Source organism: Devosia sp. Soil_C_22 (genome assembly GCF_057657195.1).
Map to the genome: position 1 here is coordinate 85,382 of NZ_JBDGIY010000001.1, position 26,536 is coordinate 111,917.

The following is a 26,536-nucleotide window of genomic DNA, read 5'->3' on the forward strand; positions in this document are numbered from 1 at the left end:
TCAGGCTCCCTTGTAGCCGCGGGCGCGGGCGAGCTCGACACCGCGCGCCTTGGCGCCTTCGGCCTCGAGCGGACCATTGACGAGGCCGGCCTGGCCCTGGACGATCCGCTGGCCCGCGATGGGCACGAGACGGACCGATTGCGGCACACCGGGCTCGAAGCGGATGCCCATGCCGGCGGGACGATCGAGCTTCATGCCCCAGGTCGCGGCGCGGTCGAATTCGAGGGCGCGGTTGGCCTCGAAGAAATGGGTGTGGCTGCGCACCTGGATGTCGCGATCGCCGGTGTTGACCACCTCGATGGTGACGCTCTCGCCCGCCTCGAAGAACTCGATGTCGCCTTTGGGGGTGAAGATCTGGCCGGGATAGGTCGGCTCGAGCAGCGGCTGGTGGCCGATGGCGATGGGCTCGAACAGCGCCATGAGCTTGGTGCCCTCGGCGAAGGCGAGTTCCATGTAGATCATCGGGATCATCTCGGCGACGCCGGGCTCGACATCATCGGTGGTGAGCAGGCGGCTCGCCATGTCGCGGATCTGCGCATAGGGCATGTCGCGGCGGGCCGCGAGCATGACTTCGTCGGTGATCAGCGCCACGGCTTCCGGGTGGCTGAGGCGGATGCCGAGCTGCTTGTTGCGGCGCGCCATCTCGGCGGCGGTGAAGATGGTCAGGCGGTCCATCTCGGTGGGCGTGAGGTTCACGATGGGCTCCTCAGGTGGCGAACATGCGGACGTGGCGGGTGGGGCCGCGGGCGACGGCGATGTCGATCAGCGGGGTGAAGCTGGAGGGGACGACATCGGCGGCCGGCGGGTCGGCGAGCAGTTCGGAGAGCACGACGCGGGCATTCGTAAGCGCGCGCTGGCCCTCGATGTGACCGATGATGCCGAGGCGGGTGGCGGCGGAGACGAGGCCGGTGACGAGGGTCCAGCTCGAGACGAGTTCGGCGGCCTCGAGGTCGAGCCCGGCGTCGCGCCAGGCGACGGCCTGCACGATGGGCAGGTGGCCGAGGCGCGGGTCGGCCGAGACCATCTGGCGGTAGGTGGTGCTCAGCGGGCCGCCAAGCTTTACGGCGACGCCGAGCAGGGCTTTGCCGGCCCGGTGGGAGCCCTCGCGCATTTCCGCCGAGAGCGTGGCCGCTTCGGCGAGACGGTCGGTGGCCGCGACCAGCTCGAGGTCGGGAGCGAGGAAGGCACGACGCAGCAGCACGCGGTCCATGGTCTGCCAGCGGCGGCTGAGGTGATCAGCGATGAAGCCGTCGAGCTGGTCCGTGGTGTCGAGCATGCCGTCGGCGGCAAGGCCTTCGATGCCCCAGGAAAATGCGAAACCGCCGGCCGGGTAGGCGCTGTCGCCGTATTGCAGGAGGGCGAGGGCGGTGGCGGCGTCAAACATCGGGCAGCTCTTCGACCTCGCCTCTCTCGAGCAGCGGCAGGATGCGGGCGCGGTAGGTGTGCAGCGGGGCGTCGAGGAGGATGTGGAGCACGTCGCCTTCGAAGCGGACGCGCCAGTGGAGGTTGCCGGCGTTCCAGCCGAGCTTCAGGGAGGCGGCCTGATCTACCGGGCGCAACCGCCAGATCTCCTGTTCGCCGAAGCGGGCGATGATGGCGCGTTCGGGGTCGAGGAAGAGCAGGGCGCCGTCGACCAGGTCCTCGTCGCGGTCGAGGCTGACGGCGCAGTCGGTGCCGCGGTCGGTGACGAGGCGGAAGCGCTTGCGGCCGGCATCGGAGGGCGGGACGAACAGAAGCTCGATACCGCCCGAATGCTCGAGCTCGTGGATCAGGCCGGCATAGGCCGCATCCTGAGCCGTGCCGATGATGCCGTGGAGCCGCAGCATGCTCGCCTCCGTCAGTGGGTGTGGAACACGGACTGGTACTTCGCCAGCGCGTCCCTGAGTGCGGCGATCTCCGCCTCTGTCGGGTTCTTCGGATCGGCTGCCAGGGGAAGGGCGCCGAACTTCATCAGGCAGGCCATCAGCAGCAGCCGGGCCTTGGTCGATGTGAGGTTGCTGCCCGAGATCATCCATGGGTCGGGATCGGCAAAGCCCTCCGGGTAGCCGCGACCGACCTTGACCACGGGCAGGCCCATGAAGCTCGCGGTACGCAGCATGCTGCCGCGCAGCTCGGAGGTGATGTTGCCGTAGGGGACGAGGCCTTCGACAACGAAGCCGCCCAGGCGCTTGCCGCTCAGCTTGTGCTTGATCAGGAAATCGAGATCGCCCTCGGGGGACGGATCGTCGCCGAAGGTGTCGGCGTAGTAGCCGCCTTCCTTGATGATCGAGACCGAGGGAATGGCGTCGGCAAGCAGCTTGCCGGTGCCGTTCTTGATCGAGACGGTCCAGGTGGTGGCCGTGCCGTCGACCAGCTTGGTACCGGTGACGGAGTTCGGCAGCTTGCTGATATTCACGTCGGAGCCGGACGTGTGCTTGTAGGCCGGCACGTACATCATGTACGGCGCACCCATGTGGGTGACCTGGCCGAGGATGCCGCCATGGCCGCCGGTCGCGACATAGCCGCCGGGGCGGGCGTCGACCTTGGCGACTTCGCGGGCGGCGAAGAATTGCTGCTCCTGGATGACGACGGTGCCGGCGCGGTTGCCGCCCTTACCGTCCTTCCAGATGCCGCTCTCGATATAGGTGACGCTGTCGACGATGTTGGCCGGACCGTCATTGGAGATCTGGCCCTGCGGGCGCTGCGCGGCGTTGCAGGCGATGGGCAGGTCGGTATCGATCAGCAGGTTGAACCAGTAGGCGGTTTCCTCGACCTGTGGCGATCCCTGCGTCCAGATGGCGCCATCGTACTTGCCCGAGGACAGGATGGCCTGCACGTCGTTGGTGATCTTGGCCAGCACCGGACGCGGCGGCGACTTGGCCATGTGGAAGGGCTTGTAGGCGAAGAAGTCGTAACCCAGCCGTTCGGCCGGGGTATCGCCGTCGCCCTCGTCAGCGCGCTGGGCATTGGTCAGGCCCTTGGTGAAGCCGCCCGGAGGGGCGGGGCGATAGAAATCGACCTCGGCGCGGCCGCCGATCAGGTTCACCTTGCCGTCGGCACCGATGGAGAGCCGGTCGATCTCCTCGAACGAGCGCGAGCCGTCGGGGAAGAAGCCCTGGCGGGTGATGGTGCCGAAGGGTTTTGTGGTCTCCTCCTCCCAGGGCGTGCCGTCGGCCTGGAGCGCCATGTAGGGCAGGGGGTAGAGACCGTCCTCGGGCTTCAGTTCGATCTCGTAGACCGGCTTATCGGCGTCGGAGGTCTTCGTTTTGGAGAAGCTGCCATCGGCGCCGATATAGCCATCGGGGGCGGCGTAGAGCTCGGCGGTATCTGCCTCGAGCGGATGGGCGGAAAACTGCTCGACATAGACTTTTACCGGCGCGGCGAGACGCTGGGCGCGCAGCGGGTCGAAGTCGCCGGCGATGGGCTCGAGGCCGGCTTTGGCGCGGGCCTTGTTCGAGGTCACCAGCGGCGGGGTATTCTGGATGGTGGCCGTCGGGCCGGCCATGTGGGCGATGCGGATCTTGCTCATCTGTCAGAAGTTTCTCTTGTCCATCATCATGTGGACGCCCTTGTTGCCGTTGACCGTCTGGGTGACGTGGAGGTCGCCGGCGAGGCTGCACAGCATGTAGGCGTCGGCATGCGAGAGGCCGGATTTCTCGCCGAGCAGGCCGATCATTTCGCGCAGGGCGGTGATGGCGCACTGGTCGAGATCGGGGTCCATGCCCATGGTGATGTGGTGGGTCGGGGTCTCGGCGCGCGGCCAGGTGAAGCTGAGGTCATCGCGGACGATGAACTCGAAGGTGCCGCGCAGCGCGGTCTCGATGGCGGTGACGTTGACCTCGCCATCGCCCTGGCAGCCATGGCCGTCGCCGCAGGAGAACAGGCCGCCTTCGGCGAAGACCGGGATGTACAGGGTGGAGCCGGCGATCAACTCCTTGTTGTCGAGGTTGCCGCACATCGATTGCGGGGCGATCGAGGAGATGCGGCCCCAGCCTTTGGGCGGGGCGAGGCCCATGACGCCGAAGAACGGCTTGAGCGGCAGCTCGAGGCCCCAGGGCATGATGCCGACATTGCGGCCGAGGTCGATCGGGATGTTGTTGTGCACGAACTCGTCGTAGTCGTGCGGGAGCGTGCCGAGCTTGGGCACGATGATGTTGAAGCCCCAGTCCTGGATCACCGAGACGTCCTTGATGCGGACCTCCAGCACGTTTCCGGGCTTGGCGCCCTCGACATAGACCGGACCGGTGAGGATATGCGGGCCCTCGGGCTTCAGCCCCGCAAAGACAGCGTCGAGCGCCGCGGGGACGTGGAATTTCTCGCGGTCGGGGACGACGTTGGGGGTGCCGGTGACGGTGTCGATGATGACGGTGTCGCCGCTTTTCACGACCAGCGCGGGCGCCTGCGTCGCGTCGAAATAGCCCCAGTGGCAGGTTTCTACACTGGGGAGAAGGTGGTGTTCGGCCATGGTGGTGCCTCGTGGGGCTCTGCCGGCCCCTGTTGCGACTATCGCGGCGTGATCCACGATAGTCAATATTTCAACTAATGAAAATGAAAAGAAATCTGCGAGGAACGCCCGGCGTCCGGGCGTCCGGGCAGGGTCAGGCGGGGACTGGTGCCGCGATGCCGGGGTCGAAGGCGAGGAGGCAGCGGACGACGCTGACCTTGGCGCAGCGGGCCATGTGGCCGCGGCCGTCGGTGACTTCGTCGGGCATGGTCTCGAAGCAGTCGGGGCCTGCATATTTGCAGCGCGGCGCGAAGCTGCAGCCGTCCGGCAAGGCCCGCAGGTCGGGTGGGGTGCCCGCGATGGTCTCGAGCTGGCTGCCGCGGGCCTGATCCTTGATGGTCGAGGACAGCATGGCCCGGGTGTAGGGGTGCTCGGGGTGCATCAGCACGTCGCGGGCGTTGCCGTATTCGATGATGCGGCCGGCATACATGACGGCGACCTTGTCGGCGATCTGGGCGGCGACGCCGAGATCGTGGGTGACGAAGATCATCGACATGCCCATTTCGCGCTGTAGCTTGCGCAGCAGCACGAGGACCTGGATCTGCACCGAGGCGTCGAGCGCGGTGGTCGGCTCGTCCGCCAACAGCAGCGAGGGACGGCAGCTGAGCGCCACGGCGATCATGGCGCGCTGGCGCAGGCCACCGGAGAGCTCGTGCGGATAGGCCCTGAGGCGGCGCTCGGGGGAGGGGACGCGGACCAGTTCGAGCAGCTCGAGGGCGCGCTTCCAGCCGGCATCGCGGTCGACCTTCTCGTGCCGCATTACGGTTTCGGCGATCTGGTCGCCGATGGTGTAGAGCGGATCGAGCGCGGTCATCGGCTCCTGGAAGATCATCGACACGGTCGAGCCGCGCAGCTCCGACATCTGCCTGTCGGTGGCGGTCATGATGTCGTGCTCGCCGATGCGCATCTCGCCCTCGATGCGGGTGCGCTTTTTGGGATGGAGCTGCATGAGCGAGCGCATCATCACCGACTTGCCCGAGCCGGACTCGCCGATGACGCAGAGGACTTCGCCCTTCTTGAGCTCGAAGGAAACGCCGTTGACGGCTTTCACGGTGGCCTCGCGCGAGACGAAGCGGACCTGCAGGTCCTTCACCTTCACATAGGCGTCGGGCTTTTCGGACTGGGCTTCGACCAAAGAGAGGTCGGGGGAGCGCATCTCGTTCATTTCATCTCTCCTTGCCAGAGCGGGAGGGTTCGGCTGTCGGGGTCGGGCGCCTTGGAGTGGCCGGAGCCGGCATGCACCATGTGGCAGGCGGCGAGGTGCTCGCCGGGATCGGCACGAACGGCGTCGCCGAGCCCGGGCGCCTTGCTCATGCAGACGTCCTCGACATAGGGGCAGCGGGTGTGGAAGCGGCAGCCCGAGGGCGGGTTGACTGGGTTGGGCGGGTCGCCGGCGAGGGGGGCGCTGTCGACGCGCTCGTCGGGATCCATCGAGAGCCGGCAGGCCAGCAGGGCCTGGGTGTAGGGGTGGAGCGGGTTGTCGTAGATCTTGTCGACGGGGCCGATCTCGACGACCTGGCCCAGATACATCACCAGCACGCGGTCGGAGATGTATTTCACCACGTGCAGGTCGTGCGAGATGAAGATGTAGGTGAGGTTCAGCTGCTCCTTCAGATCGCCGAGCAGGTTCAGCACCTGGGCCTCGACGGATTTGTCGAGGGCGGAAACGGCTTCGTCGAGGATCAGCAGGCGCGGATCGAGCGCGAGGGCGCGCGCGATGTTGACGCGTTGCTTCTGGCCGCCCGAGAGCTCGTGCGGGTAGCGCTGGCCGAAGCGCTCGGCCTTGAGCCCGACCTGTTCGAGCAGCGCGCGGGCCTGTTCCTTGGCGGTCTTGGGGCTGGCGCCCTGCACCTTGGGGCCGTAGGCGATGGAACTTTCGATCGGGAGGCGCGGATTCAGCGACGAATAGCTGTCCTGGAACACCATCTGCAGCGATCGGCGCAGGCCGTCGAGCGAGGTGCCGGTCTTCTCCCCGACCGGATCGCCGTCGAGCACGAGGTTCCCCTCGTCCTTTTCGATCAGGTACATCAGGAGGCGCGCCAGAGTGGACTTACCGCAGCCGGATTCCCCCACAATGCCGAGCGTTTCGCCCTTCAGCACATAGAAGGAGATGTCGTCGACGGCCTTCACCTCGGCGACCTTCTTGTTGAGCAGCCCCGCCCGGATTGGGAAGTATTTCTTGATGTTCTCGACGATGAGCATCGGCTGGGCCGGCCCGCCGCGATCGCGGGGGTCGGGGCCGGTGGCGCTGGTGGTTTCGATGATGTCGGTCATGGCGGCTGCCTCCGTTTACGCTTTGACGTCCATGGCCTGGCGCAGGCCATCGGAGACGAGGTTGAAGGCGATCGAGGTGATGAGGATGCAGACGCCCGGCAGCGCAGCAACGAAGGGCTGCACGTAGATCGACTGGCGGAGCGTCGCGAGCATCAGGCCCCAGTCGGCGGTCGGCGGGGAGACGCCGAGGCCGAGGAAGCTCAGGCCCGAGGCGAGGATGATCGAGATCGAAACCAGGGTGGAGGAATAGACCAGTACCGGCGAGAGCACGTTGATGAGCACGTGGCCGGTGAGGATCGAGAAGGTCGAGGCGCCGCTGGCGCGCGCCGCATCCACGAAATCGAGCGAGCGTACCTGGGCTGTGGCGGTTTCGGCGACGCGGCAGATCGGCGGGATGAGGACGACCGTGAGCGTGATCATCTGGTTGCCGATGCCGCCGCCGAGGCTGCCGGCGATGGCGACAGCGAGCAGGACGGAGGGAAAGGCGAAGAACACGTCCATGGTGCGCATGATCACCATGTTGACCTTGCCGCCGTAGTAGCCGGCGATGACGCCGAAAGTGCCGCCGATCAGGGTGGCGAAGACGACCGGGACGATGCCCATGAGCAGCGAGACGCGTCCGCCCCAGAGCAGGCGGGAGAGCATGTCGCGGCCCTGCTCGTCGGTACCGAGCACGAACTTGGCGTGGCCGATGGGGCGCAGCCGGTTGGCCATCGAGGACTTTTCGGGATCCATCGGCGACAGCCACGGCGCGAACACGGCGAGCAGCACGATGACGGCGATGAGCGCGAGGCAGAACAGGGTCACGTAATCGTAGCGCAGCCGGTTCCAGACGCTGCCCCAGTAGCCGCGCACCTTGGTGGCGGGCGCGGATTGCGACTTGTCTATGGACAGGTTGCCGGCGGGAATATCGGTCATTGCTCTGGCCTCAGCTGCGTTTGATGCGCGGATCGACCAGCGACTGGGCGAGGTCGACGACGAGGTTGATGAGGACGAAGGCGCCGGCCAGCACGAGGATGGTGCCCTGCAGCAGCGGGATATCGCGGGACAGGATCGCCTTGTTGAGGAGGAACCCGGTGCCGGGCCAGGTGAACACGGTCTCGACCAGCACCGAGCCGCCGATCAGATAGCCCAACTGCAGGCCGAGCATGGCGACGGCCGAGGGCATGATGTTGCGGATGGCGTGGGTGATGATGGCGAATTCGCTGAGGCCCTTGGCGCGGAGCGTCTGGATGAAGTCCTGGTTGAGGATTTCGCTGAGCGAGGCACGGGTGGTGCGCGTCATGATGGCGAGCGGCGGCAGGGCCAGCGCGATGATCGGCATCACGGCGAACTTGAAGTCGTTCCAGTCGAGATAGTTGAAGCTGTCCGAACCGGACGAGCCCATGCCGGTGGCGGGGAGCCAGTTGAGTTCGACGGCAAAAAAGATGACCAGCACCACGGCCAGCCAGAAGGTCGGCACCGAAATGCCGAACACGGCGAGCGCAGTGACGAAGCGATCGACCACGCCCCCCTGGCGGATGGCGGCGATGGTGCCCAGCACCAGCGAGGCGACAAAGGCGACAACGACCGAGATGAGCGCGATGACGATGGTGTTGGCGAAGGCACGGAGCACTTCGACCGCGACGGGCAGGTTGGTGGAGATCGAGGTGCCGAAGTCACCGCCGATGACGCGCCACAGCCAGAGGAAGTACTGCACCACCACCGGCTGATCGAGCCCGTAATGCGCACGCAGCATGGCGATCTGCTCGGGCGGCGTGTCGGGCCTGATGAGGTTGGTGATCGGATCGCCGGGGGCGATCTGGACCAGGGCGAAGCAGATCACCGTGACGCCCAGGAGGATCGGGATCGTCAGGATCAGGCGGCGGAGGGCATACATCCACATCTTTGGCTACCCGCAGTTGGCGTGGTGGACGAGGACCGCGGGCGCCGAGTTGCGCCCGCGGCAATCATGCGGAGATCAGGGAGCGACCATGATGGGCGTCAGGTCCTGGAACCAGCTCTGGGCCTGCACGAAGCCAGTGAGCTTCGGCGACAGGGCGCGCGGGTTGAGGTCGTGCACGATGAACAGCTCGGGCGCGTCGGCCATGATGGCGTTGTTCATCTCGGTCAGCAGCGCGTCGCGCTTGGCCTGGTCGAACTCGGCAAGGGCGGCCTTGCCGAGCTCGTCGACCTTGGCGCTCGAGTAGGTGCCCCAGTTGCAGCAGCTCGGCGCGGCATACTCGGTCATCCACTTCTTGATGATGCCCTGGCTGGCATCGATCGGAGCCATGGAGAAGTTGATGCCGTCAAAGCCGGATGCCGTGGCGCCCTGGAAGAACACGCCGATCAGGGCGTTCCAGTCCATGGGAACCAGTTCGACCTCGAAGCCGACCTCGTCCATCTGCTCCTTGACCAGTTCGTTCATGGGCAGCGGCTGCATCTGGCCCGAGCCGGAAGTGGAGATGCCGATGCGGACCTTGCAGGGGACGCAGCCGGCTTCCTCGAGCAGCGCCTTGGCGCCCTCGGGGTCATACTCGTAGATCGGCGGCGAGCCGTACCAGGGCTGGGACTCGATGAGGGTGTTGTAGCCGGCGACGGCGACGCCCTGCAGCATGTCGACCATGTCCTGCCGGTTGATCGCCATGTTGGCGGCCTGGCGGACGCGGATATCGGAGAACGGGCCGCTATCGACCTTGAGCAGATAGTCCCAGTTGTGCGGATAAGGCACGGTGATGATCTGCATGCCCGCGCCCTGCAGGGCCGGGATGGTGTCGGGCGAGGGCGCCTCGACGAAATCGACCTGGCCCGACATCAGCGCGGCGGCGCGGGTCGAGGCTTCCGGCATGGGGAGCAGCACGACGCGGTCCTGCTTGGGCACGCGGTCCGGGTTCCAGTATTCGGCGTTCTTGACCAGCTCGAGGCGCTCGTGCGGGACGAGCTTGTCGAACTTGTACGGGCCGGTGCCGGCTGGCTTCTCGCCGAACTTGGCGTAGTCGTTGCCGACCGCTTCGACGCCGCAGTTCGAGATCATCAGGAACATGGCGAGGTCGTAGGGGAGGAGCGACGCTGGCGTCTTGGTGGTGATCTGGATGGTGTAGTCGTCGACCTTGGCGACCGACGCGACGTTGACGACGCCCGAGCCCTGCTGGGTGGCATGGCGCGCGTTGAACTGCGGCGCCGACTGATCCATGACGCGGGCGAAATTCCAGATGGCGGAATCGGCGTTCCAGTCGCAGCCGTCGTGGAACTTCACGCCCTCGCGCAGATGATAGGTCCAGAGCAGGTTGTTGGCGGGATCGACTTCCCAGCTGGTGGCGAGACCGGGAACGACATCGGCGGCCTTGTCGGAGGACGTGAGGTCCCACAGGCCGAGCGCGTCGTACATGGTGTAGCCGGCAAACCGCATGCCCTCGTAGCCCTGGTCCGGTGCTCCGGTCCAGTCGGGGATGTCGGCAGCGGTCATGGCGACGCGCAGCACGGATTCCTGCGCAATGGCAGAGCTGCCCATTCCGGTCGCGATGGCCAAGGCGGCTGCCGCTAGCACGCCCCGCAGTTTGATTGAATTCATGATGCATCCTTCCTGCATGCGGTCACCCCCTGTGTCGGGCGTTACGCCAAGGACGCTGCAAAGGGTGTGCCAGCCCCGCCCAGAGAGGGGTGCGGCACACGACCGCTGAGGCGCAAATAGTAGAAAATCCAAGCATTTCGGTGGACGGGATGGCAGCTATGCAGATTCCGAATGCTTCGCAGGAAGGAGCGGTGTTCGCATACAAGCCGGTCGAACCAGATGATAACGCCCAACAAACGGGCAGCCTGAGCAATCTTTCTACTTTTGATATTATCGTTTGAAAATATCAGAAAGGCTTGTATATGGGTGAAGCAGGCACCGGCTCGCGCCGGCCGCCGCGCCCGCCATCTCTCCAGAGGCTCCGATGTCCCCACCCGCCGACCTTCATTACGCCTCGCTGCTCGAGGTCTCGGGGATGATCGCCAGCCGCGCCCTGTCGCCGGTGGAGCTCACCGAGATGATGCTCGACCGGATCGGCAAGGTGGATGCCGCGCTCCACTCGTACCTGGCGGTCACCGGGCAGAGCGCGCTCGACGAGGCCAAGGTCGCCGAGAGCGAGATCGCGGCCGGCCGGCATCGCGGGCCGCTGCACGGCGTGCCGATCGCCATCAAGGATCTGTTCTGGACCAAGGGTGTGCCGTCGACCTTCGGCTCGGTGGCCTACAGGGATTTCATCTCCAACCAGGATGCGACCATCGTCCACCGGCTGAAGATGGCCGGCGCGGTGATCCTGGGCCGGCTGCACCTGCACGAAGGGGCGTTCGGCGAGCACCATCCGGCGCTCGACAAATGCCTCAACCCCTGGAACGCCGATTACTGGCCGGGCGGTTCGTCATCCGGCTCCGGCGCGGCGACCGCCGCCGGCCTCTGCTTTGCCTCGCTGGGCACCGATACCGGCGGCTCGATCCGCTTTCCGTCGGCGGCCAACGGGGTCACCGGGCTCAAGGTCACGTGGGGGCGGACCAGCCGCTATGGCGTGTTCCCGCTGGCGGATTCGCTCGACACGATCGGGCCGATGGCGCGCGATGCGGCCGACGCCGCTGCGATGCTGGCAGCCTTCGCCGGACCCGACCCCAACGATCCGACGGCGCTGACGGCGCCGGTGCCGGATTATCTCGCGGGGCTCGATGGGATCCTCGGGGCGCGGGGGTTCCGCATCGGGGTCGACGAGGCCTATCTCGAGAGCGGCGTCGATGCCGAGACGGTGGCGGCGATCCGTGCCGCGATCGCGATGTTCGCGGACCTCGGCGCGGTCATCGTGCCGGTGAAGGTGCCGGAGCGGCGCGCGGCGATCGAAGCGCAGATGGTGATCACCGACACCGAGAGCTTTGCCTTCCACAAGCCGGTCTATGAGGCCGACCCCGGAAAATTCGGGCCGCAGCTGGCCAAGGCGATGGAGCGGGGCAGGGGCTATGACGCGCTGACGCTCAGCAAGGCCTACATCACGCGCGACCGGTTCAAGGGCGAGCTGCTGCGGGCCTTTGACGGCATCGATGCGATCGCCTCGCCGGTCTATCCGATGGTTGGCGCGCGCTACGACGACATGGATGCGCACCTGAGCGACCTCGTCGGGTTCCTCGGCTTCACCTCGCCGTTCAACGTCTCCGGCAGCCCCTCGATCACCTTCCCGGTCGGCCTCGCCAAGGTCGGGATGCCGATCGGCATGCAGCTGATCGGGCCGCATCTGAGCGAGCCCGGCCTGCTGCGCGCCGCCCACGCCTTCCAGCAGGCGACCGATTGGCACCTCAAGCGCCCACCGCTTCTCCACTGAAAGACCGACCATGCTCGATACCAGCGACATTCCCTTCATGGCCCTGACCGACGTCGCGGCCGGCATCCGATCCGGCGAGCTGTCGCCGGTGACGCTGGCCGAGACCATGCTGGCGCGCATCGCCGCGGTGGATCCGGAGCTGCATACTTCCTCTCGGTCACCGGCGAGATGGCGCTGGCGCAGGCGCGGCAGGCCGAGGCGGAAATTCGCTCCGGCCGCTATCGCGGGCCGCTGCACGGTGTGCCGATTGCGATCAAGGATCTGTTCTTCATCAAGGGCGTGCCGGCGACTTTCGGCTCGGGTGCGTACAAGGATTTCGTCGCCGATTACTCCGCCACGGTGGTCGATCGGCTGGTGGCGGCGGGAGCGGTGATCCTCGGGCGTCTGGCGCTGCATGAAGGCGCCCTGGCCGAGCACCATCCGCATTTCGGCGCGCCGCCCCGGCATCCCTATGTTGCGGGCTACTGGCCGGGCGGCTCGTCGTCGGGCTCGGGCGTCGCCACGGCAGCGGGGCTGTGCTTTGCCGCGCTGGGCTCGGATACCGGCGGCTCGATCCGCTTCCCCTCGGCGACAAACGGATTGACGGGGCTGAAGCCGACATGGGGGCGGGTATCGCGTTATGGCGTGTTCACGCTGGCCGATACGCTCGATTCCGTCGGGCCGATGGCGCGCTCGGCGGCGGATGCCGCGGCGGTGTTCGATGCGATTGCCGGGCACGATGTGAACGATCCGACCAGCCTGCGCGCGCCGGTACCGGGGTATGTCGCGGGTCTGGAAGGCGTGTTCGGAGCGCGGGATCTCAAGATCGGCATCGACTGGGCCTATGTGACCGAGGGCGTTGACGCCGAGCTGGTGCAGGGACTGCACGACGCGCTCGAGATGTTCGAGGCGATCGGCGCCAGGATCGTGCCGATCACGGTGCCGGTGACCGAGCAGCTGGTGCGCGGCCAGCGCATCATCATGGAGTCCGAGTGCGCCCGCTACCACGAGGCGCATTACCGGGCGAACCCGTCGGGCTTCGGCAAGCTTGCCGAGGTGATCGAGCGCGGCTTCAACTACCGGCCGGTCGATCTCGCCGCCGCCTATATCGAGAAGGACCGCTTCCGCGGCGCCCTCAGTGAGATTTTCGAGCAGATCGACGTGATCGCGGCGCCGATCATGCCGTGGGCCGGCGTCAAATATGACGAGCTCGACGGCGTGTTCGAGAAGCACCCGACCTTCAACCGGTTCTCCGGCCCCTACAACATGGCGGGCGTGCCGACCATCACCTTCCCGGTGGGGTCGAACAGCATCGGCCTGCCGCTCGCCATGCAGCTGGTCGGGGCGCAGCTCAGCGAAGCCAGCTTGTTCAAGGCCGCGCATGCCTACCAGCAGGCGACCGACTGGCACCTGCGCCGGCCCACTCTTTCCTGACCAAGCGATAGGAGCCGACAATGGCGTTGGACGACATCCATTTCCAGCCGCTGACCAAGGTGGCGAAGCACATCGAGAACCGCGACATCTCGCCGGTGGAGGTGACCGAGGCGATCCTCACGCGCATCGAGAACTACGACCAGGGGCTGCACAGCTACACTACGGTCACCGCCGATGTGGCGATGGACCAGGCGCGCAAAGCCGAGGTCGAGATCATGAAGGGGATCTATCGCGGGGTGATGCACGGCATCCCGATCGCGGTGAAGGACCTCTGCTACACCAAGGGAATCACCACTACCGGCGGCATGTCGATCTATCGCGACTTCAAGCCCGACCACGATGCGACGGTGGTGACCAAGCTCGCCGATGCCGGCTCGGTGCTGCTCGGCAAGCTGCACATGACCGAGGGCGCGATGCTGGAGCATCACCCGGAATTCCCTGAGCCGGTGAACCCGTGGAAGAAGGACCTGTGGACCGGCGTTTCCTCGTCGGGCTCGGGCGTTTCGGCCGCGGCGGGGCTCGCCTATGCCACGATCGGCTCGGACACCGGCGGCTCGATCCGCTTCCCCTCGGCCTGCAACGGGCTGACCGGGGTGAAGCCGACCTGGGGGCTGATCAGCCGCTATGGCATTTTCGATCTCGCCGCGACCTTCGACCATCTCGGTCCGATGGCGCGCTCGGCGGCTGACGCGGCGGCGATGCTGCAGACGCTGGCCGGCTGGGATCCGAAGGACACCACTTCGCTATCGGCGCCGATCCCGGACTATCTGGGCGAACTCTCGGCCGGCGTGTGGGGCGCGCGTGGCGTGAAGGTCGGGCTCGACTGGGACTATATGGCCGACGATGCCGACCCGGTGACCATCGGCTTCATCAAGGATGCCGTAGCGGTGCTGGAGGAGATCGGCGCGCTGACCACGCCGGTGAGCTTCCCCTCGCAGGACGAGCTGCTCAAGATGAACATGGCCGCCACCATGGCCGAGACGGCGGCGCATCACGACGCGACCTATCCGAGCCAGGCCGACAAATACGGGCCGAGCGTCAAGCAGATGATCGAGCTCGGCCGCGCCGCCAATCCGGTCGATATCGGCAAGGGCATCATCGAGCGGCGGAAGTTCCGCGGCGCGGTGATCCGCATGTTCGACGACATCGATGTGTTCGTGATGCCGGTGTTCAAATACGGCACGCCGACCTGGAGCGAGATGCGCGCGCTGGTGGCGGAAAGCTTCGACAAGATCGGCAAGTTCACCTCGCCGTTCAACGCCACCGGCACGCCGACGGTGACGCTGCCGGTCGGCTACACCGAGGACGGCCGCCCGGTCGCCATGCAGCTCGCCGGCGCCCCCGGCTCGGAAGCGCTGCTGCTCAAGGTGGCGCATGCCTACCAGATGGCTACCGACTGGCACACCCGCCGTCCTCCCGGTTTCTGAGCGCGCCGGCACCGCGCGCCCAGGATGAAGCGGACGCCGGCCCCGAGTGGGTCCGGCGTCCGTCTTGCGCTCACGCGCGGGCTACCGTCTCGGCTCGTAGCGCAGCGCAACTGCGCCGGAGCTGAGTTCCTTGCGGGCGATGAGCTTCAGTTCGACATAGCTGGAGAGGCCGGCGAGCAGGGTGGGGCCGTGGCCGGCGATGCGGGGCTGCAGGACGAACTCGTACTCGTCGATCAGGCCCAGTTCCGCCAGCGCCAGCGGCAACTGCACGCCGCCGGTGAGGATCGGCCCGCCGGGCTGCTGCTTGAGCTTCTCCACCGCCTCGCCCAGGTTGTCGCGGATGAGTTCCGAGTTCCATTCGACATGGTCGAGCGTGCTCGAAACGACGTATTTCTTCATCGCATCGATCGTGCGCGCGAATGGCTCGGTCCAGTCGGGCGGGGTGCTGGTGCGCGTATCCAGCCGCCACGCGCCTTCCATCATGCCGTAGGTGACGCGACCGAAGAGCAGGGCATCGCACCGGCCGAGGCTTTCGGTGGCGTGGCGGTGCGTCGCGCGCAGTTGCTCGTCCATCAGGGTCGGATCGGTCGGAATGGCGTTATGGTGGACGCAGCCGTCGAGCGTCACGTTGATGGAGTAGAGAAGGGGGCGCATCGGGGTCATTGCTCCTTGGTCGCTCGGGCCGCGACGGCGAGGTCGAAGCGGTGCAATTGGCTGGTGAGTCCGAGGATGGCGCCGCGCGTCATCTCGGCGTCCGGGTGACGATCGGCGGTCAGGACCATGCGCACGCGGCCGGCCTCGGCGTGGAGCTCGACCAGCATGTGGTAGGGGTAGGCCTCGACCCCGGGGACGAAGTCGATGTCGAAGCGGATGTGCAGCCTGCGGTGGCGCACGACCTCGATGAACCGGCCGCTCACCCATGCCGACGGCGGGCGATCGAGCCTCGCCAGATACGCGACCTGCTCAGGGCCCACCGCAGTCATCACATGATCAAACGCACCGCCGTCCCACGGCTCGAGCACTGACACCTCGAAGCGCATGCCTTCGGGCGCGAACCACTCTTCGAGCCCTTCCCTGGTGGTCCACAGGGCCCAGACGTCCTCGACGGATGCGTCATAGACCCGCTCGAACCTGATGGCGTCCGCGCCCAGCGCGCCGGCATGCTCCATCACGGCTTCTCCTCGCGTTGCCGCCGCCGCGCCATAGCGGCATCGAAGCGATCGAGCCGGCCCTCCCACAGTTTGCGATAGCTCGCCACCCAATCGTCGATGGCGCGGAACGGTTCCGGGCGGAGCGCATAGAGGCGCTTCGCGCCATCGGGCCGCATCGTGACGAAGCCGGCCTCACCGAGAATGCGCAGGTGCCGCGAAACGCCGGACTGGTCGATGTCGACGGCCCGAACGAGGTCGCCCACGGCCTGCTCGCCGCGAGCCAACGCCTCGACGATGCGCAGCCGGGTCGGATCGGCCAGCATCTGGAATATACTTTGTTGCATCATGATGCATATGTATGTGCATGCATATTTAAAGTCAAGCTATCGCGGCACGCAGGGGCCGCCCGCCCGAACGGGGCAGTGTGCCAAGCGGGTGTAGAGGGCAGGCTTGCCCTACTGGATCAGTTCTTTCAGCAGGCTCCTGAGCGCCGCCGCCTTGTCGCCTTCGAGCAGCTCGACGATGCGCTGTTCCTGGGCGGTTGAGACGCCGCGCAGGCGCTTGAACAGAGCCTTGCCGCCGGGGGCGGTCAGGATCAGGACGCGGCGGCGGTCATTGGGATCGGGCGCGCGGTAGACGAGGCCCTCGGCCACCATCTTGTCGATGATCTTGGTGAGGGTGGGCGCCTCGATCAGCGATTGCTGGGCGATCTCGCCCATGGCCGCCGGTTCGTTGGCATCGAGCACCTCGAGGATGCGGTATTGCTCGATCGGCACGCCGCCGGGACGCAGCCTTTCCTCGAGCTCGGCTTCAAGCTGACGGTTGATGCTGGCGATCATGTAGGCCAGCTGATCCTTCATGCGCGTCTGAGTCACCGTCCCCTCCCGTCTTCAATAGTACATATTTCAACTAACGCCGTATGGGGCGCTCCCGGTTCCGGCCAGCGGCGGGTATTTTGCGGGAGTGCATCCCATCCGGCGCAGCGGAATCGCTGCGACCGTCATTGGCGCGTGGATAGCACTACGACTTCAGTCTGACAATATTGCCGATGCAACTAATTTTGGCCACGGCCGGAATGCCTGAACGGCCTGGGGCTCAGTGGGCGAGCTGGCCGATCACCTGCAGCGTCACTCCTTCGGCTTCGCCCAGATAGGCGAGCGGGGAGACGCCGATCGGCTTGTCCTCGAGCATGTGGCGCACGATGGGACGGGCGATCGGCCGGGTGAGATGCCGGGCGAGGGCGCGGCTGTCGAGGGTCTTGAGGTCGCGCACGAGGCCGGCGAGCACGTGCAGGCCCTCGTAGAAGCCCACGCTGGCGGCCGAGACGGGCGGCGCCAGCTCGCCGAAGGCATCGTGATAACGCTCGAGGAAGTGGTCGTTGCGGCGCGAATGCTGGTGCGCGAAGTAGTTGGAAGCGGTGAAGAGGTTGGTGGTGGCGTCGGCGCCGATATTGCAGATCACCGTTTCGTCGACGATCAACCCGAAGCGCAGCATCTTCTGGTCGAGCCCCTTCTTGGCGAAGGCGCGGTTGAACTCGACCGAGCACTGCCCGACCAAGGCCTGTACCACCACCTGCGCACCGGAATGCGCGATCTGGCGCAGCACCTCGGTGAAATCCTGGGGCTGGGTCGGCACGAGCGCGACGCCCACGAGTTCGGAGCCCTGCTGGCGCAGCACGCGCTTGGTGGTGCCGAGCGCCATGTGTGGCCAGATGTAATCATTGCCCACGAAGAAGTAGCGGTCGGCGCGCCGGGCCGATTTCAGCCAGTTGAGCGCCGGGCCGAGCAGTTCCCCGTCAGTCGAGCCGATGGCGACGGTGGATGGGCCGACGGCGATGCCCTCGTATTGCGACGTGTAGATATAGGGCAGGCGTGCGCTCACCTGCCGGCTGATCGCGTCGCGCAGGTTGGAGGTGTGGCTGCCGATGATGGCATCGACCTCATCGATGTCGATCAACTGGTCGACCGCGCCCAGCGCCTCGCCGATGGTGAGGCCGGAATCGCCGAACACGATCTCCACGTCCTCGCCCAGGATCCCGCCCACCTCGTTGATCTCGGCGGCGCCGAGCAAGGCCGCGGCGTCCATGGCGGGGGCCCACATTCCCGCGATTCCGCTCCGTGGATGCAGCATGCCGACTTTCACGCCGTAACCTCCGCCCGAGAAGCGCCGCAACATTTCTAGGACGAAGGATCGTCCCATGCGGCGGACGGGGCACACTGACCGCTCTCGGCGCGGATGTCAAACAAATGCTGACTTTTTAGTCCGATACGTGAAATGCCTATATTTTAGGCGAACGGATGAGAAGAGTCCACTTGCGCTTTTGATATTTTCATATTTGACTATCGCCTAGGACATCAACTGAAGGACTCGCGGGAATGGATGCCAAGGCGCCGCACACCCTCGTCGCCAGCGAGGAGCTGCACTACCTGAGCCTCACCGCGGTATCCGAGCTGATCCGCACCGGCTTTGTCAGCCCGGTGGAAGTGGCGCGGACACTGCTCGACCGGATCGAGAAATTCGACGGCAGGCTGCAGAGCTACACCACCGTGACGGCAGAACATGCGCTCGAGAGCGCGAGAAGGGCCGAGGGGGAACTGGCGGCGGGGATCTGGCGCGGGCCGCTGCACGGCGTGCCGGTAGCGGTGAAGGACCTGTGCGATACGAGCTTTGCGCCGACCAGTGCGGGGACCCACATCCACCGCGAGCACATGGCAGCGGCGAATGCCACGGTAGTCGACCGGCTGGAAGGCGCGGGCGCGGTGATCCTGGGCAAGCTCACCATGACCGAGGGCGCCTGGGCCGGGCACCATCCGAAGATGAAGACGCCGGAGAGCCCCTGGCTCGAGGGCGTGTGGACCGGCGCCTCCTCGTCCGGTTCGGGCGTCGCGACCGCGGCCGGGCTCTGCTACGGCTCGCTCGGTTCGGATACCGGCGGCTCGATCCGGCTGCCATCGACGGCCTGCGGGCTCACCGGCATGAAGCCGACCTGGGGGCGGGTAAGCCGCGCCGGGGTGTGGGCGCTGGCGGACTCACTCGATCATGTCGGCCCGATCACCCGCAGCGTCGGCGATGCGGCGGTGATGTTGACGGCCATTGCCGGCCATGATGGGCGCGACCCGACGACGCTGAACGCGCCGGTGCCGAACTATCTCGCCGGGCTCGGCGGCGCCATCGCCGGCCTGCGAATCGGCCTCGACGAGGACTATGTCTTCGCCAGGAGCTCATCCGAGGTGTCGGCGATGATGCGCGAGACGATCGCGGTCTTCGAGGCGCTCGGTGCTCGCATCGTGCCGGTGAAGTTCCCGTCTGTGGCAGATGTCGGCGAGCACTGGATGGCGATCTGCTCGACCGAGTGTGCGGCGGCGCATGCCGCGACCTTCCCGAGCCGGCGCGACGAATATGGTCCGGTGCTGACGGCGCTCATCGACCAGGGCCTCGCGACCAGCGGCAAGCAGCTGGCCGAGGCGCTGCAGTACCGGCTGAAGCTCAACGGCGCCATCGCCAAGACCATGCTCGATTGCGACCTGCTGCTGGTGCCGGCCATCCCGACGCCGGCCCCGATGGCCGAGATGTTCAGCCGCTCGATGACCGGCGACGAGTTCGATGGGCTGACCCGCTTCACCGCCGTGTTCGACATGACCGGCCAGCCGACGCTGTCGCTGAGTGGCGGGTTCGACGCGCGCGGCGTGCCGATGGGCTTCCAGCTCGCCGGCAAGCACCTCGACGAGGCGCTGCTGTTCCAGGCGGGCCACGCCTTCCAGGCCGCTACCAACTGGCACGCCCGGCACCCCAAGCTTTCCTGACAGAGAAGAGGACCGACCATGCATCAGGTGACCATCCCGGCCCATATCGTCGAGCGCGTGCGAAAAGTGCGCGGCGGCGACCACATTTATTCGGCGCTCGACATGAGCAAGGTGGCGCATGTGTGCGTCGACATGCAGGTCGGCTTCGTCGCCGAAGGGGCGCCCATCGAGGTGCCGATGACGCGCGAGATCTACGGCACGATCAACACGATTTCCGAGGCGGTGCGCCAGGCGGGGGGCGTGAACGTCTTCACCCGCTACACTTTCGATCCGACCGAGAAGCACTCCTGGGCCTATTGGGTTGAAACGCTCGGCAAGGCACAGCAGGAGGGGCAGAAGAAGATGGGCCCGGGCCAGCCGGACTGGGAGATCGATCCGCGGATGGAGCTCAAGGCCGACGATATCATCGTCGACAAGACGCGCTTTTCGGCGCTGATCCCCGAGACCTGCGACATGGATGCGATCCTCAAGCAGAAGGGCATCGATACGCTGATCATCACCGGCACGCTGACCAATTGCTGCTGCGAGAGCACGGCGCGGGACGCGCTGCAGATGGGCTACAAGGTGATCTTCATGTCCGACGCCAACGCGACGCTGTCGGACGAGGAGCACCTGGGCACGCTGCTCTCGATGTACACCATCTTCGCCGACGTGATGGATACGCCCCATCTGCTCGAGCTGATCGAGAAGTCGAGCCTGACCAAGGCCGCAGCCTGACCCCTTGGCGCCCCAAAGGCCGCCCTCCCGAGGCCGGCTACCCTTCCCCTATCCTGACGGAGCATCAGCATGAACGCCCTGGTCCAGCCGGTTGTCACCGGCCAAATCGATGTCGCCGAACTGACGATTGCCGACGTGCAGGCGGGGTTCAGGGAGGGCCGGTTCAGCTCCGAGGAGCTGACGCTGGCCCATCTCGCCCGGATCGAGAAATACGAGCCTTACTACAACGCCTTCACTTTCATGAACCCGGACGCGTTGGCCGATGCACGTGCCATCGATGCGCGGCGGGCGGCAGGCGAGGTGCTGGGACCGCTGGCCGGGGTGCCGGTGGTGATCAAGGAGGCGATGGATTTCGTCGGCCTGCCCTCGACTGCTGGCTGGGCGCCGCTCTCGAGCCTTGCCGGCGGTTTCGACCTGATGCCGGCTGTCGATGCGCCGGTGGTGGCGCGGCTCAAGGCGGCTGGCGCGGTGATCCTGGGCAAGACCAATATCCCGGCCTTCAGCCACGATGGCGCGCGCGCCAATACCAGCTGGGATGGGCCGACCTACAATGCGGTGAACCGCGATATCTGCCCGGGCGCGAGCTCGTCGGGCACAGCCACGGCCATCGCGGCGAGCTTTGCGGTGGTGGGGCTGGCCGAGGAAACCGGCGGCTCGATCCAGAACCCCGGCGCGGCGCAGAGCCTTGTGTCGGTGAAGCCGACCTTTGCGCTGATCCCCAATACCGGCGTTGCCCCGCTCGCCGGCTCGACCCGCGACGTGGTGGGGCCGCATGCGCGCACCGTCCGCGACGCGGCGCTGCTGATGGATGTGCTGGCGGGCTACACGCCGGCCGACCCCAAGACGGTGGCCGCGATCGGCAACGTCCCGCCGGGCGGCTATACCAGCAAGCTCAGCGACACGGCGCTGAAGGGCAAGCGTCTGGGGCTCTATGGCGCCGGCTGGCGCAAGAAGCCCATCGCCGATGAGACCGCAAAGCTTTACGGCGCGGCGCAGGCCGAGCTGCAACTGCGCGGCGCGGTGCTGGTAGAGGACCCGTTCCTCGGTACCGAGTTCGCGTCGCTGGCGCTGGGGGAGGGCTTCGATCCGCGCGGCATGGAGTCGATAGCGCATGATTTCGAGAATTTCCTGCGCCGCCTCGGCAGCCCGCTGGCCAGCTCCTTCCTCGGGCTGAAGGCGTTGCTACCGTCCGACCCGTTCGCCGAAGACGGCATCCTGGGTATGCACGCCAAGCGTCCGGTGCTGGCAGAGTCGCTCAAGGACCCCACGGTTCCCCCCGACCTCAGCGAGTTCGTCTCAGCGCGGACGGCCTACCTCGACGTCGTCAACCGGGTGATGGACGACAACGAACTTGATGCCCTCGTATTCCCGCAGTCGGAGGCCCCCCTGCCGGGGATCTTCAGCAAGGAAGAGTATCCTGCGACCACGGTTTCCGAAATCAACATCGCCGGGCTGCCAGGCGTGACGGTCCCCGCCGGGCAGTACGCCAGCGGTGCGCCGTTTGCTCTGATCCTGGTGGGCCGGATGTGGAGCGAGGCCGAGCTGCTGGCGTTCGCCTATGACTACGAGCAGGCCACCCGGCACCGGATCGTGCCGAAGCTCGTGGAGACCTCGTATTCCGGATGAAATCATGCCGGAACCCGGTTCGTGGTCTGGTTCAGCCTGCAAGAGCTGCTTGCGATGATCGCAGGCACCGACGGCAAGGCGTCCGGCCCCACGGCGCGGCCCAATTGAGACCCCTGCCCCAACCTCGTTGCTGCCGGTGGCCTGTCGCGCTGATAACCTACAGCCGTCGGCGGATTCCGACCAAACGCCTCACATCGCATTCAGCGGCGCCCCGAGAAGAACCTCGGCTTAGCGCTGGGCCTTGATCCGTGTGAACTGACGTATCTGATCGCGGATCGCGACTTCTGTCGGCAGGCGTTCCATCGAACTTGCACCATAAAAGCCATGGCAGTTTCGGGTGCGCTTCAGCACATGAGCTGCATCATCCGGCATGGAGATCGGGCCGCCATGGCAGAGGACGATAATGTCTTTGCGCACCGCGAGGGCGGCCGCCGACCAGGCGTCGATGCGAACCACGCAGTCGTCGAGCGAAAGCGCGGTCTGGGCGCCGATGGTGCCGCCGGTCGTCAGGCCGAGGTGGCAGACGATGATGTCGGCGCCGGCCTTGGCCATGGCGATGGCATCGGCCTCGGAGAACACGTACGGCGTGGTCAGCATGTCCTTCTGAGCGGCGCGGGCGATCACGTCGACCTCGAGGGCGTAACCCATGCCGGTCTCCTCGAGATTGGCGCGGAACACGCCGTCGATCAGTCCGACCGTCGGGAAGTTCTGAATGCCGGCAAAGCCCAGCGCCTTGAGTTGGTCGAGGAATTGATCGGGCAGCATGAACGGATCGGTGCCGTTGACGCCTGCCAGCACCGGAGTGTGCTGCACCACTGGCAGCACTTCGCGTGCCATCTCGACGACAATGTCGTTGGCATTGCCGTAAGCCATAAGTCCAGCGAGCGAGCCGCGCCCGGCCATGCGGTAGCGACCGGAATTGTATATGACCATAAGGTCGATGCCACCTGCCTCTTCGGATTTTGCCGAAAGGCCGGTGCCAGCGCCGCCGCCGATGATCGGGGTGCCGTCGGCGATCTTCTTGTGCAGGCGCTCGACAATGGCGGTGCGGTCGGTGCGGCTCATGCGGAAACCCTCGGAGAACTGATGGCCCGGAAATTGTCGACAAGTGCGGCGGCGAATTCCGGATCGTTGATGTGGAAGTCGAGTTCGACAAGCTGGCGGTTGCCGGCTTGCCGCCAGCCGGAGCGGATGGCGTCGAACAGCGCGCGATCGGCTTCGGGATCGTGGAACGGCTGGCCAGGAGCGTCGATGGCGGAGACACCGCGTAGCGGCAGAAGGAACCGCACCGGTCCCTCCATGCGGTTGAGCCGCTCGACGATGAACTTGCCGATCGCCACGTTCTCTTCAGGTGTCGTTCGCATCAGCGTCACCTGGGCGTTGTGGACGTGCAGTCGGCGGTTGGCGAACTTCGTCGGCACGGTTTCCTTTGCGCCAAAGTTGACCATATCGACCGCACCCACCGAACCTACATAGGGCAGCTTTGTGCGCATGACCGACCCGAAGCGGTCTTCGGTCGCGGCGAACACGCCGCCGACGAGGAGATCCGGCACCTCGGTCGTGGTGATGTCCATGAGCCCCGCCACCAGCCGGGAGTCGGCGAGCTTTTCCATCGACTGGCCGCCGACCCCGGTAGCATGGAAGATGTAGACCTCGTGGCTCTGCTCCATTGCCTCGCGCACCATGGTGACGCAGGCGGTGGTGACGCCGAACATGGTCATGCCGACACCGGGCTTGTCGGATTCCGAGGCCGGTACAAAACTAAGCGCCATGCCTGCGGCCGCATGGGCCGCATTGCCGATCACCTTGCGTGAGATGGCGTTGAGGCCGGCGACGTCGACCACCGAATACATCATGGCGAGGTCGTTGGGGCCGACATAGGCGGCCGTGTTGCCCGAGGCTACGGTCGAGACCATCAGCTTGGGCACGCCGATCGGCAGCGTACGCATCGCCTCCGTGACGAGCGCCGTGTTGCCGGTGCCGCCGAGCCCGAGCACGGCGCCGATATCGCTGCGGGAAGCGAGGAAGTTGGTCAGCGCCTTCGCCATGGCCGAGACGGCCTGGCCGCGATCATTGCGGCCGAGTACGGCCTCGGCGCCCTGCGGATGGTGGCTGGCGACCTCCCTTGCGGTGACGGTAGCGCTTTCACCTTGCCCGACAGTACCAACATCGACCAGTACCGGCTCCGCTCCGGCGCCACGCACCATATCGGCGGCGTAGCGCAGTTCGGGGCCCTTCGTATCCATCGTTCCGATGACGTAGACCTTGGCCATGTCGAAAAATCTCCTCCTTCGGCCGACCCCGTGGGTACCGCCGTTATGGCTAGCTGACGGTGAGGCGAGGCTGGCTAGATGTCGACGATCCGGATGGGCTTGCCCTCCGAGAGCAGCACCGCCTCCCATACGCGGGTAAGCTTCAGTGCGAATTCGAGGTTGCTGATCGTCGCGGGCGTGTTGGTGATGATCGACTGGAAGAAATGCTCCAGCCCGCCAAACAGGCCCTGCGTCATCACCGCCATGTTCTCGGGCGAGTTGAGGTGGTTTTGCGCTTCCCAAACGGTCGCGCCTTCGCCGCCCACATAGTTGGTGCCATACGCGTAGCTGAAGTCGATGCCGCGCTGGTAGACGAGCTTGCGCGAGTTGATGACCTCGATGCTGTGCTGGCCGGCGGCGATCAGGTAGCGCTCGACCGGCTGCGAGGCCGGCGCGCCATAGGGCATATGCAGCGTCGTCATTGAGCCGTTGGCATTGTCGAGGATGGCTGCTCCACCGCCATGCTGGCCGCGATGGTAGGTCACCTCGTTCACATCCCCGCCGAGTTCGAGCAGGATCGACAACGGGTGGCAGCCATTGGCGAGCCAGGGGTTGGGCTGGCCGCCCTCGAGCACGGCCGGCCCGTTCTCCGGGACGGTATTGGGATAGACGCCGAGCAGGCTGCGCAGTGGCTGGTTGGCCGGATCGGCGAGCAAGTCCGCCGCCTTGCGCGTGGCCGGCATGAAGCACTTCTTGTGCCCCACGACGCTAATCTGGCTGCCGCGAGCCGCGATCATCTCCTCGATGAAGCGGGCGCGGGTGGCGGCCGGCTTCTCCATGTAGACGTGAAGGCCGGCCTTGAATGCCTCGATGGCGAGGCGCGGATGCATCTGTGGGCCGACCACCAGCAGCACCGCCTCGAGATCCTCCTTGGCGTACATCTCGGCGGCGCTCGAGTAGGAGCTTTTGGCACCGAATACCTTGGCGACGGTTGCGGCCCGCTCGCCATCGACGTCGGCGATAGCGACGAGCTCGACCGGCAGGTAGATCAGCGCCGGCAGGATATTGCGATAGGCATGCGAGCCCGCGCCGACCAGGCCGATCCGGACGCGGCGCTTGGCTTCGATCTGATATTCCATCTCAAACGATCCCCTCGAATTCACGGCGCAGAAAATCGATGTCCCGCTTGGTGACGGTGTCGTAGTCGTAGTCGTAGGAAGCCTTGAGCTCGCCATGCGACGGGTTGAGGCAGATGACCGGCGACACACCGTCATCGAGCACGGCCTGGACGATGTCCTTCACCGGCCAGCTGGCCTCGGGGAGGCCGGCGCGCCAGGCAAGTTCCTTGCTGTCGGGGTCGGCGTACTGACCACCCTTCAGGTGCACATACTGGATGAGCGAGGACATCCGCCGGTACTCGGCCACGGTCGGGAAGAAGCCCGAGGTCCACTGGTTCTGGACGTCCCAGGTGTAGCCGACGACGCCCTTCCGATCGACGGCGTCGAAAAACGCATGCGCGTCATCGGCCGTAGTGATGATGCAGTTGCGCCATTCATTCTCGATGGTGACTGCGACCCCCAGCTCGGCGACCCGGTCGATCGCCTCCTGGTAGGCCGGGATCACCCATGGGTGCTCGCGCTGCAGCGTTTCGGTGGTCGTCTCGCCGGGGCGGCGGCCTTCGAACTCGGCGGCCAACAGGCGGAAATACTTCGGGCGGAGGATGCGCACCGTGTCGGCCATCGCCGCGATGCGATCGATGTGGTTGGCGCGGAAATGCGCCTCACCCTTTTCGACATGGTCGTTCATGATCGGGCTCGACAGGCAGTAGACCTCGAGCCCTGCGGCATCGATTGCCGCCCTGGCGCGCTCGGCGGTCGCGATGTCGAGATCGGCGACGCCCTTGTCGTAGATGCCGTCGCGCAGGTCCATCCAGTGGAGGCCCCACTCGACATGCCGTGCCACGGCGCGGTCGAAATCCGGATCGGCCATTCGGTTGAGTACGGTCAATTCAGTCATAAGCGCTTCCTCCCCGAAGCGTTCGTTCGTGCTTGTGATGCACGTTCCGTGGG

Annotated in this window: 26 protein-coding genes; 7 read left to right on the top strand and 19 right to left on the bottom strand. The window is 66.1% G+C overall.

Annotated features, from left to right (window positions below):
• From ureB to AC3A6I_RS00375, 10 genes are all read right to left on the bottom strand, one after another.
• Positions 1–699 (bottom strand): urease subunit beta, encoded by a 699-nt coding sequence (gene ureB / locus AC3A6I_RS00330; RefSeq protein WP_487544958.1) that lies wholly within the window; start codon positions 697–699, stop codon positions 1–3.
• A gap of 7 nt (positions 700–706) precedes the next feature.
• The gene (locus AC3A6I_RS00335; protein WP_487541014.1) at positions 707–1,384 is read right to left on the bottom strand and encodes an urease accessory protein UreF; all 678 of its coding nucleotides are present in this window, start codon (positions 1,382–1,384) and stop codon (positions 707–709) included.
• Complete coding sequence (ureE, locus tag AC3A6I_RS00340) at positions 1,377–1,826, bottom strand: urease accessory protein UreE (protein ID WP_487541015.1); 450 nt, start codon at positions 1,824–1,826, stop codon at positions 1,377–1,379. Before ureE ends, AC3A6I_RS00335 begins: the two co-directional genes overlap by 8 nt.
• An 11-nt stretch (positions 1,827–1,837) precedes the next feature.
• Entirely contained in the window at positions 1,838–3,508 is a 1,671-nt protein-coding gene (locus AC3A6I_RS00345; protein WP_487541016.1) for an asparaginase domain-containing protein, read from the bottom strand.
• A 3-nt stretch (positions 3,509–3,511) separates the two neighbouring features.
• Positions 3,512–4,444: an acetamidase/formamidase family protein gene (locus AC3A6I_RS00350; protein ID WP_487541017.1), complete on the bottom strand. Its 933-nt coding sequence runs from the start codon at positions 4,442–4,444 to the stop codon at positions 3,512–3,514.
• 133 nt (positions 4,445–4,577) lie between these two features.
• Entirely contained in the window at positions 4,578–5,639 is a 1,062-nt protein-coding gene (locus AC3A6I_RS00355) for an ABC transporter ATP-binding protein (RefSeq protein ID WP_487544959.1), read from the bottom strand.
• 5 nt (positions 5,640–5,644) lie between these two features.
• Positions 5,645–6,757: an ABC transporter ATP-binding protein gene (locus tag AC3A6I_RS00360; RefSeq protein WP_487541018.1), complete on the bottom strand. Its 1,113-nt coding sequence runs from the start codon at positions 6,755–6,757 to the stop codon at positions 5,645–5,647.
• A gap of 15 nt (positions 6,758–6,772) precedes the next feature.
• On the bottom strand, positions 6,773–7,675 hold the full coding sequence (locus AC3A6I_RS00365; RefSeq protein WP_487541019.1) for an ABC transporter permease: 903 nt from the start codon (positions 7,673–7,675) through the stop codon (positions 6,773–6,775).
• 10 nt (positions 7,676–7,685) lie between these two features.
• On the bottom strand, positions 7,686–8,642 hold the full coding sequence (locus AC3A6I_RS00370) for an ABC transporter permease (protein ID WP_487541020.1): 957 nt from the start codon (positions 8,640–8,642) through the stop codon (positions 7,686–7,688).
• A 75-nt stretch (positions 8,643–8,717) separates the two neighbouring features.
• A complete protein-coding gene (locus AC3A6I_RS00375; protein WP_487541021.1) occupies positions 8,718–10,307 on the bottom strand; it encodes an ABC transporter substrate-binding protein in 1,590 nt (529 codons plus the stop codon).
• 158 nt (positions 10,308–10,465) lie between these two features.
• Here AC3A6I_RS00375 and AC3A6I_RS00380 point away from each other — a divergent pair, with 158 nt between their 5' ends.
• The 4 genes from AC3A6I_RS00380 to AC3A6I_RS00395 all read left to right on the top strand — a co-directional run bounded on the left by AC3A6I_RS00380 (position 10,466) and on the right by AC3A6I_RS00395 (position 14,918).
• On the top strand, positions 10,466–10,588 hold the full coding sequence (locus AC3A6I_RS00380) for a hypothetical protein (protein WP_487541022.1): 123 nt from the start codon (positions 10,466–10,468) through the stop codon (positions 10,586–10,588).
• Between the two features lie 83 nt (positions 10,589–10,671).
• The gene (locus AC3A6I_RS00385; RefSeq protein ID WP_487541023.1) at positions 10,672–12,078 is read left to right on the top strand and encodes an amidase; all 1,407 of its coding nucleotides are present in this window, start codon (positions 10,672–10,674) and stop codon (positions 12,076–12,078) included.
• 69 nt (positions 12,079–12,147) lie between these two features.
• Entirely contained in the window at positions 12,148–13,491 is a 1,344-nt protein-coding gene (locus AC3A6I_RS00390) for an amidase (RefSeq protein ID WP_487544960.1), read from the top strand.
• A gap of 20 nt (positions 13,492–13,511) precedes the next feature.
• On the top strand, positions 13,512–14,918 hold the full coding sequence (locus AC3A6I_RS00395) for an amidase (protein ID WP_487541024.1): 1,407 nt from the start codon (positions 13,512–13,514) through the stop codon (positions 14,916–14,918).
• Between the two features lie 81 nt (positions 14,919–14,999).
• Here AC3A6I_RS00395 and AC3A6I_RS00400 read toward each other — a convergent pair whose 3' ends face one another.
• The 5 genes from AC3A6I_RS00400 to AC3A6I_RS00420 form a co-directional block, all read right to left on the bottom strand.
• The gene (locus AC3A6I_RS00400; RefSeq protein ID WP_487541025.1) at positions 15,000–15,572 is read right to left on the bottom strand and encodes a dihydrofolate reductase family protein; all 573 of its coding nucleotides are present in this window, start codon (positions 15,570–15,572) and stop codon (positions 15,000–15,002) included.
• A gap of 5 nt (positions 15,573–15,577) precedes the next feature.
• Positions 15,578–16,087: an SRPBCC family protein gene (locus tag AC3A6I_RS00405; RefSeq protein WP_487541026.1), complete on the bottom strand. Its 510-nt coding sequence runs from the start codon at positions 16,085–16,087 to the stop codon at positions 15,578–15,580.
• Positions 16,087–16,416 carry an ArsR/SmtB family transcription factor gene (locus tag AC3A6I_RS00410; protein ID WP_487541027.1) on the bottom strand — a complete coding sequence of 110 codons (330 nt, stop codon included), beginning with the start codon at positions 16,414–16,416 and terminating at the stop codon, positions 16,087–16,089. The genes AC3A6I_RS00405 and AC3A6I_RS00410 overlap by 1 nt, the downstream gene beginning before the upstream one ends.
• A 108-nt stretch (positions 16,417–16,524) precedes the next feature.
• Positions 16,525–16,944 carry a MarR family winged helix-turn-helix transcriptional regulator gene (locus AC3A6I_RS00415; protein WP_487541028.1) on the bottom strand — a complete coding sequence of 140 codons (420 nt, stop codon included), beginning with the start codon at positions 16,942–16,944 and terminating at the stop codon, positions 16,525–16,527.
• A 220-nt stretch (positions 16,945–17,164) separates the two neighbouring features.
• Positions 17,165–18,268 carry a substrate-binding domain-containing protein gene (locus AC3A6I_RS00420; protein WP_487541029.1) on the bottom strand — a complete coding sequence of 368 codons (1,104 nt, stop codon included), beginning with the start codon at positions 18,266–18,268 and terminating at the stop codon, positions 17,165–17,167.
• Between the two features lie 176 nt (positions 18,269–18,444).
• Between AC3A6I_RS00420 and AC3A6I_RS00425 the strand changes: the two genes are divergently transcribed.
• The 3 genes from AC3A6I_RS00425 (at position 18,445) to AC3A6I_RS00435 (ending at position 22,215) form a co-directional block, all read left to right on the top strand.
• Complete coding sequence (locus AC3A6I_RS00425) at positions 18,445–19,872, top strand: amidase (RefSeq protein WP_487541030.1); 1,428 nt, start codon at positions 18,445–18,447, stop codon at positions 19,870–19,872.
• Between the two features lie 18 nt (positions 19,873–19,890).
• On the top strand, positions 19,891–20,589 hold the full coding sequence (locus AC3A6I_RS00430; protein WP_487541031.1) for a cysteine hydrolase family protein: 699 nt from the start codon (positions 19,891–19,893) through the stop codon (positions 20,587–20,589).
• Positions 20,590–20,658: 69 nt separating this feature from the next.
• The gene (locus tag AC3A6I_RS00435; protein ID WP_487541032.1) at positions 20,659–22,215 is read left to right on the top strand and encodes an amidase; all 1,557 of its coding nucleotides are present in this window, start codon (positions 20,659–20,661) and stop codon (positions 22,213–22,215) included.
• Between the two features lie 228 nt (positions 22,216–22,443).
• On the opposite strand, the gene AC3A6I_RS00440 is transcribed toward AC3A6I_RS00435, so the two are convergent.
• The 4 genes from AC3A6I_RS00440 to AC3A6I_RS00455 form a co-directional block, all read right to left on the bottom strand.
• On the bottom strand, positions 22,444–23,280 hold the full coding sequence (locus AC3A6I_RS00440; protein WP_487541033.1) for a phosphoenolpyruvate hydrolase family protein: 837 nt from the start codon (positions 23,278–23,280) through the stop codon (positions 22,444–22,446).
• Positions 23,277–24,488 carry a Tm-1-like ATP-binding domain-containing protein gene (locus AC3A6I_RS00445; RefSeq protein ID WP_487541034.1) on the bottom strand — a complete coding sequence of 404 codons (1,212 nt, stop codon included), beginning with the start codon at positions 24,486–24,488 and terminating at the stop codon, positions 23,277–23,279. Before AC3A6I_RS00445 ends, AC3A6I_RS00440 begins: the two co-directional genes overlap by 4 nt.
• A gap of 74 nt (positions 24,489–24,562) precedes the next feature.
• Positions 24,563–25,606, bottom strand: coding sequence for a Gfo/Idh/MocA family protein (locus AC3A6I_RS00450; protein ID WP_487541035.1), 1,044 nt, complete (start codon positions 25,604–25,606; stop codon positions 24,563–24,565).
• 1 nt (position 25,607) lies between these two features.
• The gene (locus AC3A6I_RS00455; RefSeq protein ID WP_487541036.1) at positions 25,608–26,483 is read right to left on the bottom strand and encodes a sugar phosphate isomerase/epimerase family protein; all 876 of its coding nucleotides are present in this window, start codon (positions 26,481–26,483) and stop codon (positions 25,608–25,610) included.
• Positions 26,484–26,536 lie beyond the last annotated feature (53 nt).

Coding starts and splice junctions, on each gene's coding strand:
- AC3A6I_RS00410 (WP_487541027.1), bottom strand. CDS start 16,416: ATGATGCAACAAAGTATATTCCAGATGCTGGCCGATCCGACCCGGCTG.
- AC3A6I_RS00350 (WP_487541017.1), bottom strand. CDS start 4,444: ATGGCCGAACACCACCTTCTCCCCAGTGTAGAAACCTGCCACTGGGGC.
- AC3A6I_RS00365 (WP_487541019.1), bottom strand. CDS start 7,675: ATGACCGATATTCCCGCCGGCAACCTGTCCATAGACAAGTCGCAATCC.
- AC3A6I_RS00450 (WP_487541035.1), bottom strand. CDS start 25,606: ATGGAATATCAGATCGAAGCCAAGCGCCGCGTCCGGATCGGCCTGGTC.
- AC3A6I_RS00395 (WP_487541024.1), top strand. CDS start 13,512: ATGGCGTTGGACGACATCCATTTCCAGCCGCTGACCAAGGTGGCGAAG.
- AC3A6I_RS00400 (WP_487541025.1), bottom strand. CDS start 15,572: ATGCGCCCCCTTCTCTACTCCATCAACGTGACGCTCGACGGCTGCGTC.
- AC3A6I_RS00380 (WP_487541022.1), top strand. CDS start 10,466: ATGCAGATTCCGAATGCTTCGCAGGAAGGAGCGGTGTTCGCATACAAG.
- AC3A6I_RS00430 (WP_487541031.1), top strand. CDS start 19,891: ATGCATCAGGTGACCATCCCGGCCCATATCGTCGAGCGCGTGCGAAAA.
- AC3A6I_RS00335 (WP_487541014.1), bottom strand. CDS start 1,384: ATGTTTGACGCCGCCACCGCCCTCGCCCTCCTGCAATACGGCGACAGC.
- AC3A6I_RS00445 (WP_487541034.1), bottom strand. CDS start 24,488: ATGGCCAAGGTCTACGTCATCGGAACGATGGATACGAAGGGCCCCGAA.
- AC3A6I_RS00370 (WP_487541020.1), bottom strand. CDS start 8,642: ATGTGGATGTATGCCCTCCGCCGCCTGATCCTGACGATCCCGATCCTC.
- AC3A6I_RS00405 (WP_487541026.1), bottom strand. CDS start 16,087: ATGGAGCATGCCGGCGCGCTGGGCGCGGACGCCATCAGGTTCGAGCGG.
- AC3A6I_RS00375 (WP_487541021.1), bottom strand. CDS start 10,307: ATGAATTCAATCAAACTGCGGGGCGTGCTAGCGGCAGCCGCCTTGGCC.
- AC3A6I_RS00355 (WP_487544959.1), bottom strand. CDS start 5,639: ATGCGCTCCCCCGACCTCTCTTTGGTCGAAGCCCAGTCCGAAAAGCCC.
- AC3A6I_RS00455 (WP_487541036.1), bottom strand. CDS start 26,483: ATGACTGAATTGACCGTACTCAACCGAATGGCCGATCCGGATTTCGAC.
- AC3A6I_RS00345 (WP_487541016.1), bottom strand. CDS start 3,508: ATGAGCAAGATCCGCATCGCCCACATGGCCGGCCCGACGGCCACCATC.
- AC3A6I_RS00425 (WP_487541030.1), top strand. CDS start 18,445: ATGGATGCCAAGGCGCCGCACACCCTCGTCGCCAGCGAGGAGCTGCAC.
- ureE (WP_487541015.1), bottom strand. CDS start 1,826: ATGCTGCGGCTCCACGGCATCATCGGCACGGCTCAGGATGCGGCCTAT.
- AC3A6I_RS00440 (WP_487541033.1), bottom strand. CDS start 23,280: ATGAGCCGCACCGACCGCACCGCCATTGTCGAGCGCCTGCACAAGAAG.
- AC3A6I_RS00360 (WP_487541018.1), bottom strand. CDS start 6,757: ATGACCGACATCATCGAAACCACCAGCGCCACCGGCCCCGACCCCCGC.
- AC3A6I_RS00420 (WP_487541029.1), bottom strand. CDS start 18,268: ATGGGACGATCCTTCGTCCTAGAAATGTTGCGGCGCTTCTCGGGCGGA.
- AC3A6I_RS00385 (WP_487541023.1), top strand. CDS start 10,672: ATGTCCCCACCCGCCGACCTTCATTACGCCTCGCTGCTCGAGGTCTCG.
- AC3A6I_RS00435 (WP_487541032.1), top strand. CDS start 20,659: ATGAACGCCCTGGTCCAGCCGGTTGTCACCGGCCAAATCGATGTCGCC.